Genomic DNA, 15,283 nt, shown 5'->3' with positions numbered 1-15,283 from the left:
TCTGGCCCAGACGACTTCGACAAGGGTTTGCGCCCGCTTGGATGATGGAGATGTATTGACTGCAGTGAAACTGGACGGCAAGGCGGCGGCTGCGGAACTCAAGGAGGACCTGCGCGCTCGCGTGGCGAGGCTGACGGCCATGGGACGCACTCCTGGCCTGGGGACCATTCTGGTGGGGGATGACCCCGGTTCGGTCAAATACGTAGAGGGCAAGCACCGGGACTGCAGCCAGGTGGGCATCCGGTCGATCAGGATTGATCTGCCCGCCGATGCCGGCAAGGAGCGGATTCTTGCTGCCGTGGATCAGCTCAACCAGGATCCTGAATGCACCGGCTACATCGTCCAGCTGCCCCTGCCCGAGGGCGTGGATCCCACCGAGATCATCGATCGCATCGATCCGGCCAAGGACGCCGACGGCATGCATCCTTACAACCTGGGCCAGCTGGTCCTGCATACCGACGGCCGGGTGCGGACCCCCCTGCCCTGCACCCCGCGGGGTATCCTGCACCTGCTGGACCATTACGGGATCGACCTGGCCGGCAAGGAGGTCTGCGTGCTGGGCCGAGGATTGACCGTGGGCCGCACCATCGGGCTGCTCTTGACCAACCGCGGAGTGGATGCCACCGTGACCCTCTGCCATACCCGCACCAGGGATGTCGATGCCCATATGCGCAGGGCTGACGTGATCATCGCAGCCGTGGGCCGGGCAGGGCTGGTTGGCCCGAACCAGGTTGGCCAGGGTGCCGTCCTGGTGGATGTAGGCGTCTCCCGGATCTGGGATCAGCAGGAGGGGCGCTGGCGGATCAAGGGCGACATCGATCCGGCCGCCAGGCTGTCTGCAGCCGCCTATACGCCCAATCCCGGCGGGGTGGGGCCCATGACCCGGGCCATGCTCCTGGTCAATGTGGTCGAATCCGCTGAGCGGGCCGCCGGAATCCCTGCCTGCGACACGCCCGAGGTCTCCCGGCGACAATGACCGTGGTGTCTCCTATCATGGAGAATGTTCGCGCCTGCCGGCGGGAACACATAACTCAATACGGAAAAAATATCCACCAACTATACAAGAAACAATTTAATTAATGGCAGAGAACAAGAAGGAAGTCCCCCAGGTCGCGGTCAATGACATCGGGTCCGAGGAAGACTTCATCAAGGCAGTCGATTCCACCATCAAGAACTTCGACGATGGGGATCTGGTCGAGGGGACGGTCGTTAAGATCGACCATGACGAGGTTTTGCTGGACATCGGCTACAAGACCGAGGGCGTGATTCCCTCCCGCGAGCTTTCCATCAAGAAGGATGTCGATCCCGACGATGTGGTCCAGGTCGGTGACACCATCGAGGCTCTGGTCGTCACCAAGGAGGACAAGGAAGGCCGCCTGATCCTGTCCAAGAAGCGTGCCCAGTACGAGCGCGCCTGGGGCGACATCGAGAAGATCAAGGAGGCTGACGGCGTCGTTGAGGGCACCGTCATCGAGGCCGTCAAGGGCGGGCTCATCGTCGACATCGGCCTGCGTGGCTTCCTGCCCGCATCCCTGGTCGAGATGCGCCGCGTGCGCGACCTGTCTCCCTACATCGGGCAGAAGATCAAGGCCAAGATCCTGGAGCTGGACAAGAACCGCAACAACGTGGTCCTCTCCCGCCGCCAGTACCTGGAGGAGACCCAGTCCGAGGTGCGCGAGACCTTCATGGCCCAGCTCAAGAAGGGCCAGATCCGCGAGGGCACGGTCAGCTCCATCGTCAACTTCGGCGCCTTCGTCGACCTGGGCGGTGTGGACGGCCTGATCCACGTCTCCGAGCTCTCCTGGAAGCACATCGATCACCCCAGCGAGGTCGTCAAGGTGGGCGACAAGGTCACCGTCGAGGTGCTGGATGTCGATATGGACCGCGAGCGCATCTCGCTGTCCCTCAAGGCCACCCAGGAAGATCCTTGGCAGCGCTTCGCCCGGACCCACGTGCCCGGACAGATCGTCAAGGGCAAGGTCACCAAGATCGTGCAGTTCGGCGTCTTCGTCTCCGTCGAGGACGGCATCGAGGGCCTGGTCCACATCTCCGAGCTGGCCAACCGCCACGTGGAGAACCCCGAGACCGTGGTCAAGCAGGGCGAGGAGATCTTCGTCAAGGTCATCGACGTCGACCTGGATCGCCGCCGCATCTCCCTGTCCCTCAAGCAGGCCGACGACTCCGTCGACCCGACCTCCGAGGACTTCGATCCGGCCATCTACGGCATGCCCGCCGAGTACGACGAGGAGGGCAACTACAAGTACCCCGAGGGCTTCGATCCCGAGAGCAACGAGTGGATCGCCGGCTACGAGAAGCAGCGGGAGGAGTGGGAGTCCCAGTATGCGGCCGCCCACGACCTCTGGGAGCAGCACAAGGCCTTCGTGGCCAAGGAGCTGGAGAACGCCGAGGCTTCGGCCGCCGAGGACAGCCGGTCCTCCCAGGCGCCCGCCTCCGGCTCCCGCTCCCGCCGTCAGAGCTCCGAGGAGACCACCAACTACAGCTCGGAGTCCAGCTCCGAGGGCACCTTGGCCTCCGACGACCAGCTGGCCGCCCTGCGTGAGCAGCTGCTCAAGGAAAAGAAGTGAGCATCAAGCGGTGAATGGAGGGGTCCGGCCTCGGTCGGGCCCCTCCATTTGTATCTGCTGCCATAAGGGTTATGCGGGAGGTCGGGATGATACGTGTAGGGTTGACTGGCGGGATAGCGGCCGGCAAGAGCACGGTGGCGGCTCGGCTGGCTCAGGACGGGGCCAAGGTCATTGACTACGACCGGCTCTCCCATGAGGTCATCGCCCCAGGCGGACCCGGCGTGGGGCCGGTCCTGGAGCGGTTCGGTTCAGACTGCGGGGACGGTCATGGTGGAGTGGACAGGTCAGCCCTGGCGGCACGGGTCTTCGGCGGCCCGGCGGCCGACCGGGACCGCGAGGACCTGGACGAGATCATCCATCCGCTGGTCTATGAGCTGGCCGCCAAGGCCGAGCAGCCCTGGCTGGAGGGTTCCGAGGTGGTGGTCCATGAGGTGCCCCTGCTGACCGAGGTGGGATCAGCCATTCCTTTTCATTTCGACAGGGTCCTGCTGGTGGAGGCCCCAAGCCAGGCGAGGATTGCGCGTATGGTGAATCAGCGGCATATGACGCCAAGCCAGGCTGTTGAGCGCATCGGTTCCCAGGCCAGCAGCAGTTCGCGACGCGCCCAGGCCGATCTGCTGGTGGACGGATCCCAGCCTATCGAACAAATGTTCGAGTCTGTTGATAGGATATATGAAGAGCTGAAATCCTTGGCCCAGGGGTCCTCGCACAGCGACTGAGGGGCCTTGGCGAATGACGCATCCTGGAAGGGAGTTTCATGGGGTTCAACATTGAGCGGACCGACAAGCCCTTCGTGGTCAAGTCTCCCTACAAGCCCTCCGGCGACCAGCCAGAGGCCATCGAGGAGCTGGCCACGCGGATCGAGAACGGCGAGAACGACGTGGTGCTCATGGGCGCCACCGGCACCGGCAAGACCGCGACCACGGCCTGGCTGATCGAGCGCCTGCAGCGGCCCACTCTGATTCTGGAGCCCAACAAGACCCTGGCCGCCCAGCTCTGCGCCGAGTTCCGCGAGCTCATGCCCGACAATGCGGTCTCCTACTTCGTCTCCTACTACGACTACTACCAGCCCGAGGCCTACATCCCTCAAACGGATACCTATATCGAGAAGGACTCGAACATCAACGACGACGTGGAGCGGCTCCGGCACGCCGCCACGGCCAACCTGCTGACCAGGCGCGACTGTGTGGTGGTGGCCACCGTCTCCTGCATCTACGGCTTGGGCACGCCCGAGGAATACGCCGGACGCATGCTCTTCCTGCACGAGGGTGACCGGATCAACCGGGACGACCTGCTGCGCAAGTTCGTGGACATGCAGTACAAACGCAACGATATCGCCTTCACCCGAGGCACCTTCCGCGTGCGCGGCGACACGGTCGAGATCATCCCCGTCTATGAGGAGCTGGCCGTCCGCATCGAATTCTTCGGGGACGAGATCGACCGCATCTCCACACTGCACCCGCTGACCGGGGACGAGATCGCCCATGAGACCTCCGTGCACATCTTCCCCGCCTCCCACTATGTGGCCGGTCCCGAACGGATGGAGCGCGCCCTGAAGACCATCAAGGAGGAGCTGGACTGGCGTGTGGGCCAGCTGCGCAAGCAGGGCAAGGAGCTGGAGGCCCAGAGGCTGACCATGCGCACCACCTACGACCTGGAGATGCTCACCCAGATCGGCACCTGCTCCGGAGTGGAGAACTATTCCCGCCACTTCGACGGGCGCGAACCCGGTTCCCCGCCCCATACCCTGCTGGACTTCTTCCCTGACGACTTCCTGTTGGTCATCGACGAGTCCCATGTGACGGTTCCCCAGATCGGAGCCATGTACGAGGGGGATGCCAGCCGCAAGCGGACCCTGGTCGAGCACGGCTTCCGTTTGCCCTCGGCCATGGACAACCGTCCGCTCAAGTGGCCGGAGTTTCTGGACAAGGTGGGCCAGACCGTCTACCTGTCGGCTACGCCTGGCGACTACGAGATGGGCTTGTCCGACGGTGTGGTGGAGCAGGTCATCCGACCCACAGGCCTTCTGGATCCCGAGGTGGAGGTCAGGCCTGTCAAGGGCCAGGTGGACGACCTCCTGGACGAGATCAAGGCCCGGGTGGAACGTCACGAGCGGGTTCTGGTGACCACGCTGACCAAGAAGATGGCCGAGGATCTGACCGACTACCTGCTGGAGCGCGACATCAAGGTGGAGTACCTGCACTCGGACGTGGACACCCTGCGGCGGGTGGAGCTCCTGCGGGAGCTGCGCGAGGGCAAGATCGACGTCATTGTGGGCATCAACCTCCTGCGTGAGGGGCTGGATCTGCCCGAGGTCTCCCTGGTGGCCATCCTGGATGCGGACAAGGAGGGCTTCCTGCGCTCCTACCGGTCCCTGATCCAGACCATCGGCCGTGCGGCCAGGAACGTGTCCGGCAAGGTCATCATGTACGCGGACGAGGTCACCGACTCCATGGACAAGGCCATCAGCGAGACCAACCGTCGCCGGGCCAAGCAGATCGCCTACAACAAGGAGCACGGCGTGGATCCCAAGCCGCTGATCAAGAAGATCAGCGATGTCAACGACATGCTGGCCAAGGAGGATGTGGACACCCAGACCCTGCTGGCGGGCGGCTACCGCAACGCCAACAAGGCCGGCAATTCCCACCTGGGCGTGCCCCTCTACGACAAGGAGGAGGCCGACAAGCGGCATCAGGAGATACTCCAGGCCGGTCTGCCGGCGCAGGACCTTGCCGACCTGATCCGTCAGCTGAGCGACCAGATGCACACGGCTGCGCAACAGCTGCAGTTCGAGCTTGCGGCTCGTCTGCGCGACGAAATCAAGGATCTGAAGAAGGAGCTGCGGCAGATGACCGAGGCCAAAAAGTAAGTAGGCCAAAAAGCAAGTTCGGCCTGTGATGTGGAGGCAAGAGCATCACAGGCCCGACCTGCAGACCGCTGCCTGTGAGGATGTCCTACGGGCTGACGGGGGAGACGAGCACGTCATATCTTGCCGCTAGAGTCTGGTGATATGTCCGAGACACCTCTGCCGTTCATGGTTGTGAGCCTGGTTGTGCTGGCCGTCTTCTTCGTGGTCGATCTTCTGGTGATCGGGCGCCGGCCGCACGTGCCTTCGACCGGCGAGTGCGTCAGGCACATCGGCTTCTTCGTGGTCATGGCTCTGATTTTTGGTGCTTTGATCTGGAAGGTGGCCGGATCCAAGCCGGCCATCGAGTTCTATTCGGGCTGGCTGACCGAATACTCGCTCAGCATCGATAACCTCTTCGTCTTCGTCATCATCATGAGCAATTTCGCCGTGCCCCTGCGGCTTCAGCGCTATGTGCTCAGTGTCGGCATCACCATCGCCCTGCTGCTGCGCGGCGTCTTCATCCTGGCCGGGACGGCGCTGATCACCCGTTTCACCTGGGTCTTCTTCATCTTCGGCTTCTTCCTGCTCTATACCGCCTGGAACATGGTCTCCAGCCGGGGCGAGCAGGAGGAGTACCACGAGAACGGGCTGATCAGGGCCCTGCGACGGGTCATCCCCATCACCAGCCATTACGACGGTGAGCGTCTGCGGACCACCTTCGAGGGCAAGCGCTACTTCACGCCCATGCTGGTGGTCTTCCTGGCCATCGGCACCACCGATGTCATGTTCGCCTTTGACTCCATTCCGGCCATCTTCGGACTGACCAAGGATCCCTTCATCGTCTTCACCTCCAATGTCTTCGCCCTGCTGGGCCTTCAGCAGCTCTACTTCCTGCTGGGATCCCTGCTGGACAAGCTGGAGTATCTGCCCCTGGGGCTGGCTGTGGTCCTGGCCTTCATCGGCGTCAAGCTGATCCTGGAGGCTCTGCACGGCAACACGTTGCCCTTCATCAACGGCGGACGGCCCCTGACAGCCGTGCCGGATATACCGACTTGGGCATCCTTGCTGGTCATCGTCCTGGCCGTAGGCATCGCCGCTCTGGCTTCGGTGCTCAAGAGCCGTCGGCAGTCCCTTGAAACCGCCTCGCAGGGGAAAAACCAATAAACAACCCTTTGAATCACAAGGGTTGTTAGCGCTAACGGGAAATAGTGGTTCCCATCAGGCCGAGTCTGTACAATAGAACGGTAAACAGGAAAAAGAACAGGCAGGTAGCATATGCGCAAAGCCAAGATCGTCGACACCATCGGGCCGGCTTCGGAGTCGCTGGAAAACATTACCAAGCTGGTCAAGGCCGGCATGGACGTGGCCAGGCTCAACCGGTCGCACGGCACCCCTGAAGATCACCTCAAGGTTTACAACAACGTCCGTCAGGCCAGCAAGGAGACTGGACGAAATGTGGCGGCCCTGGTCGATCTGCAAGGTCCCAAGATTCGCTGTGGCTGGTTCAAGAAGAACGAGCAGGGCGAAGACAAGGTCATCCTCAAGGAGGGCCAGGAGTTCATCATCACCACCGACGATGTCGAGGGTGACGAGCACATGACCTCCACCACCTTCAAGGGTCTGCCCGGGGACTGCCACCCCGGCGATCCCATCCTGATCGACGACGGCAAGGTCCGCCTGGAGGTCACCAAGGTCGAGGGCAGCCAGGTCCACACCAAGGTGGTCGTGGCCGGTCCTGTCTCCTCCCACAAAGGCATCAACCTGCCTGGTGTGGCCGTGAGCCTGCCGGCGCTGACCCCAAAGGACGAGGAGGATCTGCGCTGGGGCATCCGCACCGGCGCCGACATCATCGCCATGTCCTTCGTCCGCTTCGCCACCGACATCGATCGCGCCCACGAGATCATGGACGAGGAGGGTCGCCGCATCCCCATCGTGGCCAAGATCGAGAAGCCCCAGGCTGTTGAGAACCTGGAGGAGATCGTCAAGGCCTTCGACGGCATTATGGTGGCCCGCGGCGATATGGCTGTGGAGATGCCCTTCGAGCAGGTCCCACTGGTGACCAAGCGCTGCATCGAGCTGGCCCGTCAGTACGCCAAGCCGGTCATCGTCGCCACCGAGGTCCTGGGCTCCATGGTGCATTCGCCCATCCCCAGCCGCGCTGAGGCCTCCGACTGCGCCAACGCCGTTCTTGACGGCGCCGATGCCACCATGACCTCCAATGAGACCGCCGTGGGCGAATACCCCGACACCACGGTCTCCACCATGGCCCGGATCTCCGACTACGCCACCACGCACGGCTTCGACCGTATCCCGGCCATGCACAACCTGGATATGTCCAACTCTGGCGCCGTCTCCTCCGCCGCCGTGGATCTGGCCGACAAGATCAACGCCAAGGCCATCGTGGCCTTCACCCAGACGGGCAACACCGTGCACCGGATCTCTCGCGAGCGTCCGGCTGCCCCCATCTATGCACTGACCACCAATGAGCACACCTATCATTGGCTGGCCTTGAGCTGGGGCACCGAGGCGTTCCTCTGCGGGCAGGACTACCACGACTTCAATCGCGCAGACCTGATGAACTTCGTGGACTCCACCTTGAAGAAGCAGGGCAAGGTCTCCGACGGCGATTGCCTGGTGGTGCTCAGCTGCGCCCAGGGCGAGCATGAGCCGGGCAACACCGACTGCATCTACGTCCACACCGTGGGCTCCAACGAGTGATTCTCAGATTTGCCGCCTGACTGTCGATTGAGTCAGTCAGGCGGACCCTGAGATTCCCAAGATGCTGATGAAGCAGTGAACCGGTGGTCTTTCCCCGTTGGTAAATGCAGGGGGAGAGGCCACCGGTTCCTTGTCTGAAGGTGCCGGTCTCAACCAGATATGTCAACCTGTGAAAACATGCAGTTGCTCCAGATCTGTGCGTCAGTGCAGGTCGGAAAGTCCGATTTTGGCCCGCAGGATGGCGATGGTGGTTTTGGCGTCCAGTATGGTCCCTGCAATCACCATGTCGTAGGCCTCATCCACGGTGAAGAGCCGCACGTTCTGGTGCGGGGTCTCTGGTGCCAGGCTGGCCGGCTGGACCGGGGTAAGGCCCTCCGCGTAGAAGAGCGTGGTGTGCTGGGTGGAGAAGCTGGGAGTGTTGATGAACCTCGCGAACTGGTTAAAGGAGGCAGCCTTGTATCCGGCCTCCTCGCGCAACCGCCTGGTGGCCACATCGATGGGTGCTTCCTTGTCGTTGAGCGGATGCCCGGCCGGCAGCTCAAGGGTCCAGCGGTGGGTGGGCAGACGGTACTGCTCGACCAGCGGTATCCTCCCGTCGTCGGTGATGGCCAGGACGGCGATGGTGTCTCCATGCTTCTCGCTGACGATGCTGCGATCGAAGGTCTGATTGTCGCTGGATTCAAAGGTGACCCTGTCGACGCTGAAGTAGTGGCTGTCCATAATCTGCTTGCGGGCCTTCTCCTGGACGGGGGAGGTGCGCCAAGGATCGAACCGTCGATAGATCTGAGTGGTCATCATGCTCTCCTTCGACTGCTGATGTGCCTGTATACATAACTGTCTTCATTCTAAGGCAGATTCAACACGAATAACCTTGCGTCGTCGCCAAAGTATGGTAGATTCTCTGTGGTAACGAAAAGCCCCCGTATCCCAATTGGTAGAGGAAACGGCCTCAAAATCCGTGCAGTGTGAGTTCGAGTCTCACCGGGGGCACGATAAAGCGAACCCCATCCGTCCCTCATCGGTTTTAGGTGAAGATCGGCTGGACTTTCAGGAAATGAGGTTGAAAGTGGCTTCAGAGAGTAAGAACCGCAGCGATTCCCCCGAAGGGCGGACCGTGGTTGTGGCGGAGGACGAGGCTTTGATCAGGCTCGATACCGTCGAAGCTCTCGAGGATGCCGGCTATGACGTGGTCGGCCAGGCGGCCAGCGGCCAAGAGGCCATTGATCTGACTCGCGAGCTGAGGCCCGACGTGGTGGTCATGGATGTGAAGATGCCCGGCACTGACGGCATTACCGCCGCCACTGAGATCGGCAAGGAGAACCTGGCCCCGGTGGTTATGCTGACGGCGTTCTCCCAGCAGAGCCTGGTTGAGAAGGCGGCTGATGCAGGAGCCATGGCCTACGTGGTCAAGCCTTTCGCTCCTGAAAAGCTGCTGCCGGCCCTTGAGGTGGCTATCTCGCGCTTTGACCAGATCAACGCCCTGAAGGACGAGGTCACCGACATGAAGGCCCGTTTCGAGGCCCGCAAGCGGGTGGACAGGGCCAAGGGTCTGCTCATGGAGAGCATGGGCATGACCGAGTCCGAGGCCTTCCGCTGGATCCAGAAGACCTCCATGGACCGCAGGCTGACCATGCAGGAGGTGGCCGACGTGGTCATCAACAACGTGGCTAACCAGAACGACCGTTAGCCCTCCCATGGAAGACCAGACGAAGAAGCAGGACAAGGACGGCCGCACCCTGCTGGTCGTCGACGGACATTCGCTGGCCTTCCGGGCCTTCTATGCCCTTCCCGTCGAGAGTTTCACCACCTCGACCGGGCAGCCCACCAATGCGGTGTGGGGATTTGCCACCATGCTGGCGGATGTCATGGCTAAGGAGAAGCCCACCCATATGGGCGTGGCCTTTGACGTCAAGGGCGGCACCTTCCGCAATGCCATGCTGCCCCAGTACAAGGGCACCCGTGAAGCCGCCCCCAAGGAGCTGCTGACCCAGCTGCCCCTGATCCAGGACCTGCTCAAGGGCCTGGGCATCACCTATATCGAAAAGCCCGGCTACGAGGGCGACGACATCATCGGCACGCTGGCCACCATGGGGGAGCAGGCCGGGTTCAAGACCCTGGTCCTGTCAGGGGACCGGGATGCCTTCCAGCTGGTGGATGACGACGTCACTGTGCTCTACCCCGGCCACCACTTCAAGAACCTCAAGCACATGACCCCCCAGGCCATCATGGACCGCTACAAGGTGACCCCGCAGCAGTATCCGGACCTGGCCGCCATGCGCGGCGAGGGGGCCGACAACATCCCCGGAGTGCCGGGCGTGGGCGACGGCTATGCCGCCAAGTGGATCAACAAGTACGGATCGCTGGATTCCATTCTGGAGCACGCCGACGAGATCGGCGGCAAGAAGGGCCAGGCCCTGGCGGAGAACGCCGACCAGGTGCGGCTCAACCGGAAGGTCAATGCCCTGGTGCGGGATCTGGACCTGGGCGTGAAGGTGGAGGATCTGCGTTTCGGCACCATCCATACGGATCAGGTGCTGCCCATCTTCGAGCAGCTGCAGTTCGGCCCGCAGACCCGCAAGAAGATCCTGCGCGGATTCAACACGGTCGCCGATTACGACTATTCGCCGGCATCCGCCCTGGTCGACGTCAGCAACAAGCAGGAGGAGTTCATCCAGCCCGAGCGCGATAAGGCGGAGTCCGCCGACCAGCTGCGGGACTGGTGCCAGAAGCATCTGCCGGACAAGGCTCTCTGCCGGCGCTCGGCCGACCATGTCAAGGCCATGGCCGATTCCTTGGACAAAATCAAGGACATCGGCGACTCCGACCAGAATGCCATGCGCTGCAGCGAGGCCATGAAGGAGCACTGGGTTCTCCACGCCATCGGCTGGGCCAAGCACGGCGACTATGGCCTGGAGGAGCTGGCCATCCTCTCCATGGACGGACACGGCCTGGTCCTCATGGCAGAAGACATTGACCAAGACATGCGTGGGGCCATCCAGGAGCTGATCGACCAGCGGATCGGCACCTGCGTGGTTCATGGCTACAAGGAGCATCTGCACCTCCTGGAGAGCCAGGGGTTGCACATGCCCCTGCCCTTGTTCGACACCAAGCTGGCAGGCTATCTGGCTGAGCCTGATTTTCATGCCGACAACCTGGAGCAGGCCGTCGCCCATTTCCTGGCCATCCCAGTAGAGGAGGAGCCTCAAGCCACACAGGGGGCCCTGGCACTGGACGGGCGAGAGGAAGAGGACGAACGCAGGCGGGGGACCCGGATTCTGCGTCAGGCCCAGTACGTCATGATGGTCTCCGAGCGGCTGCAGGAGCTGATGGACGAGCGCCACCAGTACGGCCTGCTGCGCACCATAGAGCTGCCCACCTCCGCAGTCCTGGCGCAGATGGAGACCGAGGGCGCCAAGGTGGATGATGCCCGCCTGAAGGAGATGCACGACCGGTTCGCCGCCGAGGCCCGCCAGGCTCAGGAAATCGCCTGGGATAGGGCCGGCAGCCGTGTCAACCTGCAGAGCCCCAAGCAGCTGAGCAAGGTGCTCTTCGACGACATGGGCCTGGTGCCCACCCACAGGACCAAGACCGGTTCCTATTCGACCAACGTCTCGGTCCTGCAGGACCTGTACATCAAGTCAGTCAACAACGAGCGGGCCAACGACTTCCTGGGCGCCCTGCTCAAGCACAGGGAGACCAACAAGCTCAAGCAGATCGTGCAGACCCTGCGCGAGGCGGTCAACCCGCGGGATGGGCGGCTGCACACCACCTACGAGCAGACTGTGGCGGCCACCGGACGGCTGAGCTCGGTCGACCCCAACCTGCAGAACATCCCCAATCGGGATGCCCGCGGCCGTGAGATCCGTTCAGCTTTCGTGCCTGGCAGCGGGTACGAGGCGCTGCTCTCCTCGGACTACTCCCAGGTGGAGCTGCGGATCATGGCCCATCTTTCCGGGGACCAGGCCCTGATCGACGCCTTCAAGTCGGGCGCCGACTTCCACCGCTACGTGGCCAGCCTGGTCTATGACATCCCCATGGAGGAGGTCACCGGGGACCAGCGTTCCCACGTGAAGGCCATGAGCTACGGCCTGGCCTATGGACTGAGCACCTACGGCCTGGCCCAGCAGCTCAAGATCAGCCCGGCTGCGGCCGATGTGCTGCGCGCCAAGTACTTCGCCACCTTCGGCAAGGTCCATGAATACCTGGAGTCCCTGGTGGCCGACGCCCGGGAGAAGGGCTACACCGAGACCATGTTCGGGCGGCGGCGCTACTTCCCTGGGCTGCGATCCAAGCGCCGTCCCACCCGCGAGGCCGCCGAAAGGGCCGCCCTGAACGCGCCCATCCAAGGGTCGGCTGCCGACATTATGAAGATCGCCATGATCAAGGCCAGCCGCGCCTTGTCCGATCAGGGGCTGAAGAGCCGCATCTCCCTGCAGATCCACGATGAACTGCTGGTGGAGATCGCTCCCGGGGAGACCGACAAGGCCACCAAGCTGGTCAAGGATTCCATGGAACATGCCGTTGAATTGGCTGTGCCCCTGGACGTGTCCACCGGCATCGGCCAGGACTGGGAGCTGGCTGCTCACTGACCTGACACGGGGGTGGCCTGGGCCCAGCAGGATCCGAGGAGGGATCGTCATGCCTGATGAACAGGATGAGGCCCAGAGGCCTTCGGTGCCCCTGGGCCAGGTGGTGGATCTGCTGGAGGGGCTCTACCCTCTGGACTACGCGGAGGACTGGGATCATCCAGGTCTGGTGGCGGGGGATCCGTACTGGCCGGTCAGAAGGATCTGGTGCGCTGTGGACCCTCGGCCCGATGTGGTTCAGGAGGCCCTGGATCACAATGCCGACCTGCTGATCACCCACCATCCGCTCTTCTTCAGGTCGGTGCACCAGGTTTCCGGCCTGGGCTTCCGCGGGGATATGATAACCAGGCTGATCGAGGGCCATTGCGGGCTCTGGGTGGGTCATACCAACGCCGATGCCGCCTACCGCGGCGTGGCCCAGGCGGCTGCCGATGCCCTGGGCCTGCAGGAGGCGCGACCGCTGGCCCCTCAGCCGGTCTCAAACCGCGACCTGCACGCCGGTCAGGGGATCCAGGTAGGCCTGGGCCGTTGGGGACGGCTTCCCAAGCCCGCGTCTTTTGAGGATTTGATCCATACCGTGGCGGGCCTCCTGCCCAAGACGGCTCTGGGCGTTCAGGCGGTCGGTCCGTCCGAGGCCATGGTCTCCACAGTCGCCCTGCTGCCCGGATCGGGGGACTCCGAATTCGACCTGGTTCGATCCACGGGGGCCGATGTCTACATCACCAGCGATCTGCGCCATCACCCTGCCACGGATGCCTACCAGCAGGCCCTCTACGAGGCCAGGATGGCCGGTCGGCCCAACCAGCCCCGACCCATGCTGATCAACACCCCGCACTCGGCCATCGAGGGCCTCTGGTTCCGCTACGCCAAGGGAGACATCGCCGGAGCTCTGGAGACGGCCACCGGTGTTCGCCCGCAGGTGGAGGTCTCATCCATCGTCACCGATCCCTGGACCATGGTGTTGCGCTGACGGCTGTGAATTGATGGTCGAGGAGGAGCGATTTCATGAGCGATGAAGCACAGGATCTGCAGGCACGATTGGCCGCCAGGCTGGACGGCCGCGATGGCCAGGGGCCCAAGGGCATCGATATGACCCGCGCTCCCGAGCTGATGGATGACAGGGAGGTCTTCCGCGGCCCGATATTCGTTATCGACCAGCAGCGGGTGGCCATGTTTCGGCGTGATGGTTCCAAGGAAACCATCGACCGGCAGCTCATCCGTCACGACCCCTGCGTGGTCATGCTGGTGCATGACTGCGCTGCCGATGCCTATCTGCTGACCCGCGAATACCGGGTGGGCGCCCAGGCTTACGTCTTCGGCCTGCCAGCCGGTTTCATCGACCCGGGTGAGAGCCCTGTCAAGGCTGTCCTGCGCGAGCTGCGTGAGGAGACCGGTCTGGTGCCCGGGCTTGAGGATGCATCGGCCTCAGAAAACCACCTGGATCCGGAGGACGGTTGGATCGATGCTGCTCCCGATGTCTACTCCTCTCTGGGGATGAGCGACGAGCTCGGCCACATCATGGTCCTTCATCTGCGTCGCTGGCATCATGGGTCCACCGACTTCGACCCGGGCGAGCATGTCCAGTCGGCCTGGGTCTCCTGGCAGGAGCTTTGTGCAGCGGGAGTCGCCGATGCCAAGGCAGTGGTGGCCATTCAGCATGAGGCCATCCGCCGCCTGCAGAAGGATTAAGGTCCCAGGCATCAACGCCTGTGATTGGGCGAGTAGAACATACCGGTGGTATGATAGGTTCTTGTCAGAAAAGATGGTCAGGTCAGAATGATCAGGCATTGTTGCGCTGACAGGAAGAGGAGCACTGCATGGGCACGCCGAAGGATCCCGAAGGACATCGCAATCAGATCCTCGATGTAGCCCAGCGGCTCTTCCTGGAAAAGGGCTACGACGGAACCAGCATCCAGGACATCGTCGACGGCCTGGGCGGCATGACCAAGGGGGCGGTCTACTACCATTTTCCCTCCAAGACGGCTATTTTCCGCGCGGTTACCGAGCGTATGGCCTCGTCCTCCTCCCAGGGAGACTGGCTGGGGGACTGGCCTGGCGAGACCGGGTTGGAGAAGCTGCGCAATGAGCTTATCGCCTCCCTGTCGGCATACTCGCGTCTCGATGTCACCTTTTCCGCCAGAACCCTGCTGAAGAGCCCCCGCATGGTAGGCCAGATGTACTTGAAATCCATGGACAGGATTGTGGATGCGATCACTCCTTATGTCCGTGAAGGTGTGGAAGACGGCTCCATCGCCCCCTGCAATCCTGAGGATCTGGCCCAGGTGCTCTACATCCTGCTCAACATGTGGATAGGGATTCGATTCTCGACCATGACCCGGGACCAGGTGGTCTCCAAGTTCTCCCTGTTGGCGGATATGCTCAAGGGAATAGGGGCGCCTGTCGTCGATGATCGGGTTATTCGTGCGGCCGTGCATTTGCACGCACATCTGAAGAGCAATCCTTTGACTGCCACCGGCGGGGAGTCCACGCAAGAGGAATCTGACAAGAATCAGGATCAAGGGGTCTCTTAGAGCCGATAGATATCT

Annotated in this window: 12 protein-coding genes and 1 tRNA gene; 12 read left to right on the top strand and 1 reads right to left on the bottom strand. The window is 62.6% G+C overall.

Going from position 1 to position 15,283, the window contains the following annotated elements; genetic code table 11:
- Nucleotides 1-55 precede the first annotated feature (55 nt).
- From ACUIAG_RS02995 to pyk, 6 genes are all read left to right on the top strand, one after another.
- A complete protein-coding gene (locus ACUIAG_RS02995) occupies nt 56-976 on the top strand; it encodes a bifunctional methylenetetrahydrofolate dehydrogenase/methenyltetrahydrofolate cyclohydrolase (RefSeq protein WP_445340121.1) in 921 nt (306 codons plus the stop codon).
- Nucleotides 977-1,079: 103 nt separating this feature from the next.
- Entirely contained in the window at nt 1,080-2,585 is a 1,506-nt protein-coding gene (gene rpsA / locus ACUIAG_RS02990) for a 30S ribosomal protein S1 (protein ID WP_198177695.1), read from the top strand.
- Nucleotides 2,586-2,671: 86 nt separating this feature from the next.
- Nucleotides 2,672-3,304 (top strand): dephospho-CoA kinase, encoded by a 633-nt coding sequence (gene coaE / locus ACUIAG_RS02985; RefSeq protein WP_445340120.1) that lies wholly within the window; start codon nt 2,672-2,674, stop codon nt 3,302-3,304.
- A gap of 38 nt (nt 3,305-3,342) precedes the next feature.
- Complete coding sequence (gene uvrB, locus ACUIAG_RS02980) at nt 3,343-5,454, top strand: excinuclease ABC subunit UvrB (protein WP_045924557.1); 2,112 nt, start codon at nt 3,343-3,345, stop codon at nt 5,452-5,454.
- A 141-nt stretch (nt 5,455-5,595) separates the two neighbouring features.
- The gene (locus ACUIAG_RS02975) at nt 5,596-6,597 is read left to right on the top strand and encodes a TerC family protein (protein ID WP_445340119.1); all 1,002 of its coding nucleotides are present in this window, start codon (nt 5,596-5,598) and stop codon (nt 6,595-6,597) included.
- Between the two features lie 111 nt (nt 6,598-6,708).
- Entirely contained in the window at nt 6,709-8,151 is a 1,443-nt protein-coding gene (gene pyk / locus ACUIAG_RS02970; RefSeq protein ID WP_045924555.1) for a pyruvate kinase, read from the top strand.
- Between the two features lie 201 nt (nt 8,152-8,352).
- On the opposite strand, the gene ACUIAG_RS02965 is transcribed toward pyk, so the two are convergent.
- Complete coding sequence (locus tag ACUIAG_RS02965; RefSeq protein ID WP_024627356.1) at nt 8,353-8,946, bottom strand: NUDIX domain-containing protein; 594 nt, start codon at nt 8,944-8,946, stop codon at nt 8,353-8,355.
- 121 nt (nt 8,947-9,067) lie between these two features.
- Between ACUIAG_RS02965 and ACUIAG_RS02960 the strand changes: the two genes are divergently transcribed.
- The 6 genes from ACUIAG_RS02960 to ACUIAG_RS02935 all read left to right on the top strand — a co-directional run bounded on the left by ACUIAG_RS02960 (nt 9,068) and on the right by ACUIAG_RS02935 (nt 15,268).
- Nucleotides 9,068-9,141, top strand: a tRNA-Leu gene (locus ACUIAG_RS02960).
- Between the two features lie 64 nt (nt 9,142-9,205).
- A complete protein-coding gene (locus tag ACUIAG_RS02955) occupies nt 9,206-9,838 on the top strand; it encodes an ANTAR domain-containing response regulator (RefSeq protein WP_197071164.1) in 633 nt (210 codons plus the stop codon).
- 7 nt (nt 9,839-9,845) lie between these two features.
- On the top strand, nt 9,846-12,740 hold the full coding sequence (gene polA / locus ACUIAG_RS02950) for a DNA polymerase I (protein WP_445340118.1): 2,895 nt from the start codon (nt 9,846-9,848) through the stop codon (nt 12,738-12,740).
- A gap of 49 nt (nt 12,741-12,789) precedes the next feature.
- On the top strand, nt 12,790-13,707 hold the full coding sequence (locus tag ACUIAG_RS02945) for a Nif3-like dinuclear metal center hexameric protein (protein ID WP_445340117.1): 918 nt from the start codon (nt 12,790-12,792) through the stop codon (nt 13,705-13,707).
- Between the two features lie 35 nt (nt 13,708-13,742).
- Nucleotides 13,743-14,426, top strand: a complete 684-nt coding sequence (locus ACUIAG_RS02940; RefSeq protein WP_445340116.1) for an NUDIX hydrolase — start codon at nt 13,743-13,745, stop codon at nt 14,424-14,426.
- 128 nt (nt 14,427-14,554) lie between these two features.
- Nucleotides 14,555-15,268 carry a TetR/AcrR family transcriptional regulator gene (locus ACUIAG_RS02935; protein ID WP_445340115.1) on the top strand — a complete coding sequence of 238 codons (714 nt, stop codon included), beginning with the start codon at nt 14,555-14,557 and terminating at the stop codon, nt 15,266-15,268.
- Nucleotides 15,269-15,283 lie beyond the last annotated feature (15 nt).

The sequence above is a fragment of the Bifidobacterium sp. ESL0825 genome, from assembly GCF_052606465.1.
This window is presented reverse-complemented; position numbering and strand designations above follow the sequence as displayed.

Excerpts from the sequence above, each read along its gene's own strand:
- rpsA (WP_198177695.1), top strand. The coding sequence starts at position 1,080 with ATGGCAGAGAACAAGAAGGAAGTCCCCCAGGTCGCGGTCAATGACATC.
- coaE (WP_445340120.1), top strand. The coding sequence starts at position 2,672 with ATGATACGTGTAGGGTTGACTGGCGGGATAGCGGCCGGCAAGAGCACG.
- uvrB (WP_045924557.1), top strand. The coding sequence starts at position 3,343 with ATGGGGTTCAACATTGAGCGGACCGACAAGCCCTTCGTGGTCAAGTCT.
- ACUIAG_RS02975 (WP_445340119.1), top strand. The coding sequence starts at position 5,596 with ATGTCCGAGACACCTCTGCCGTTCATGGTTGTGAGCCTGGTTGTGCTG.
- pyk (WP_045924555.1), top strand. The coding sequence starts at position 6,709 with ATGCGCAAAGCCAAGATCGTCGACACCATCGGGCCGGCTTCGGAGTCG.
- ACUIAG_RS02965 (WP_024627356.1), bottom strand. The coding sequence starts at position 8,946 with ATGACCACTCAGATCTATCGACGGTTCGATCCTTGGCGCACCTCCCCC.
- ACUIAG_RS02955 (WP_197071164.1), top strand. The coding sequence starts at position 9,206 with ATGAGGTTGAAAGTGGCTTCAGAGAGTAAGAACCGCAGCGATTCCCCC.
- polA (WP_445340118.1), top strand. The coding sequence starts at position 9,846 with ATGGAAGACCAGACGAAGAAGCAGGACAAGGACGGCCGCACCCTGCTG.
- ACUIAG_RS02945 (WP_445340117.1), top strand. The coding sequence starts at position 12,790 with ATGCCTGATGAACAGGATGAGGCCCAGAGGCCTTCGGTGCCCCTGGGC.
- ACUIAG_RS02940 (WP_445340116.1), top strand. The coding sequence starts at position 13,743 with ATGAGCGATGAAGCACAGGATCTGCAGGCACGATTGGCCGCCAGGCTG.
- ACUIAG_RS02935 (WP_445340115.1), top strand. The coding sequence starts at position 14,555 with ATGGGCACGCCGAAGGATCCCGAAGGACATCGCAATCAGATCCTCGAT.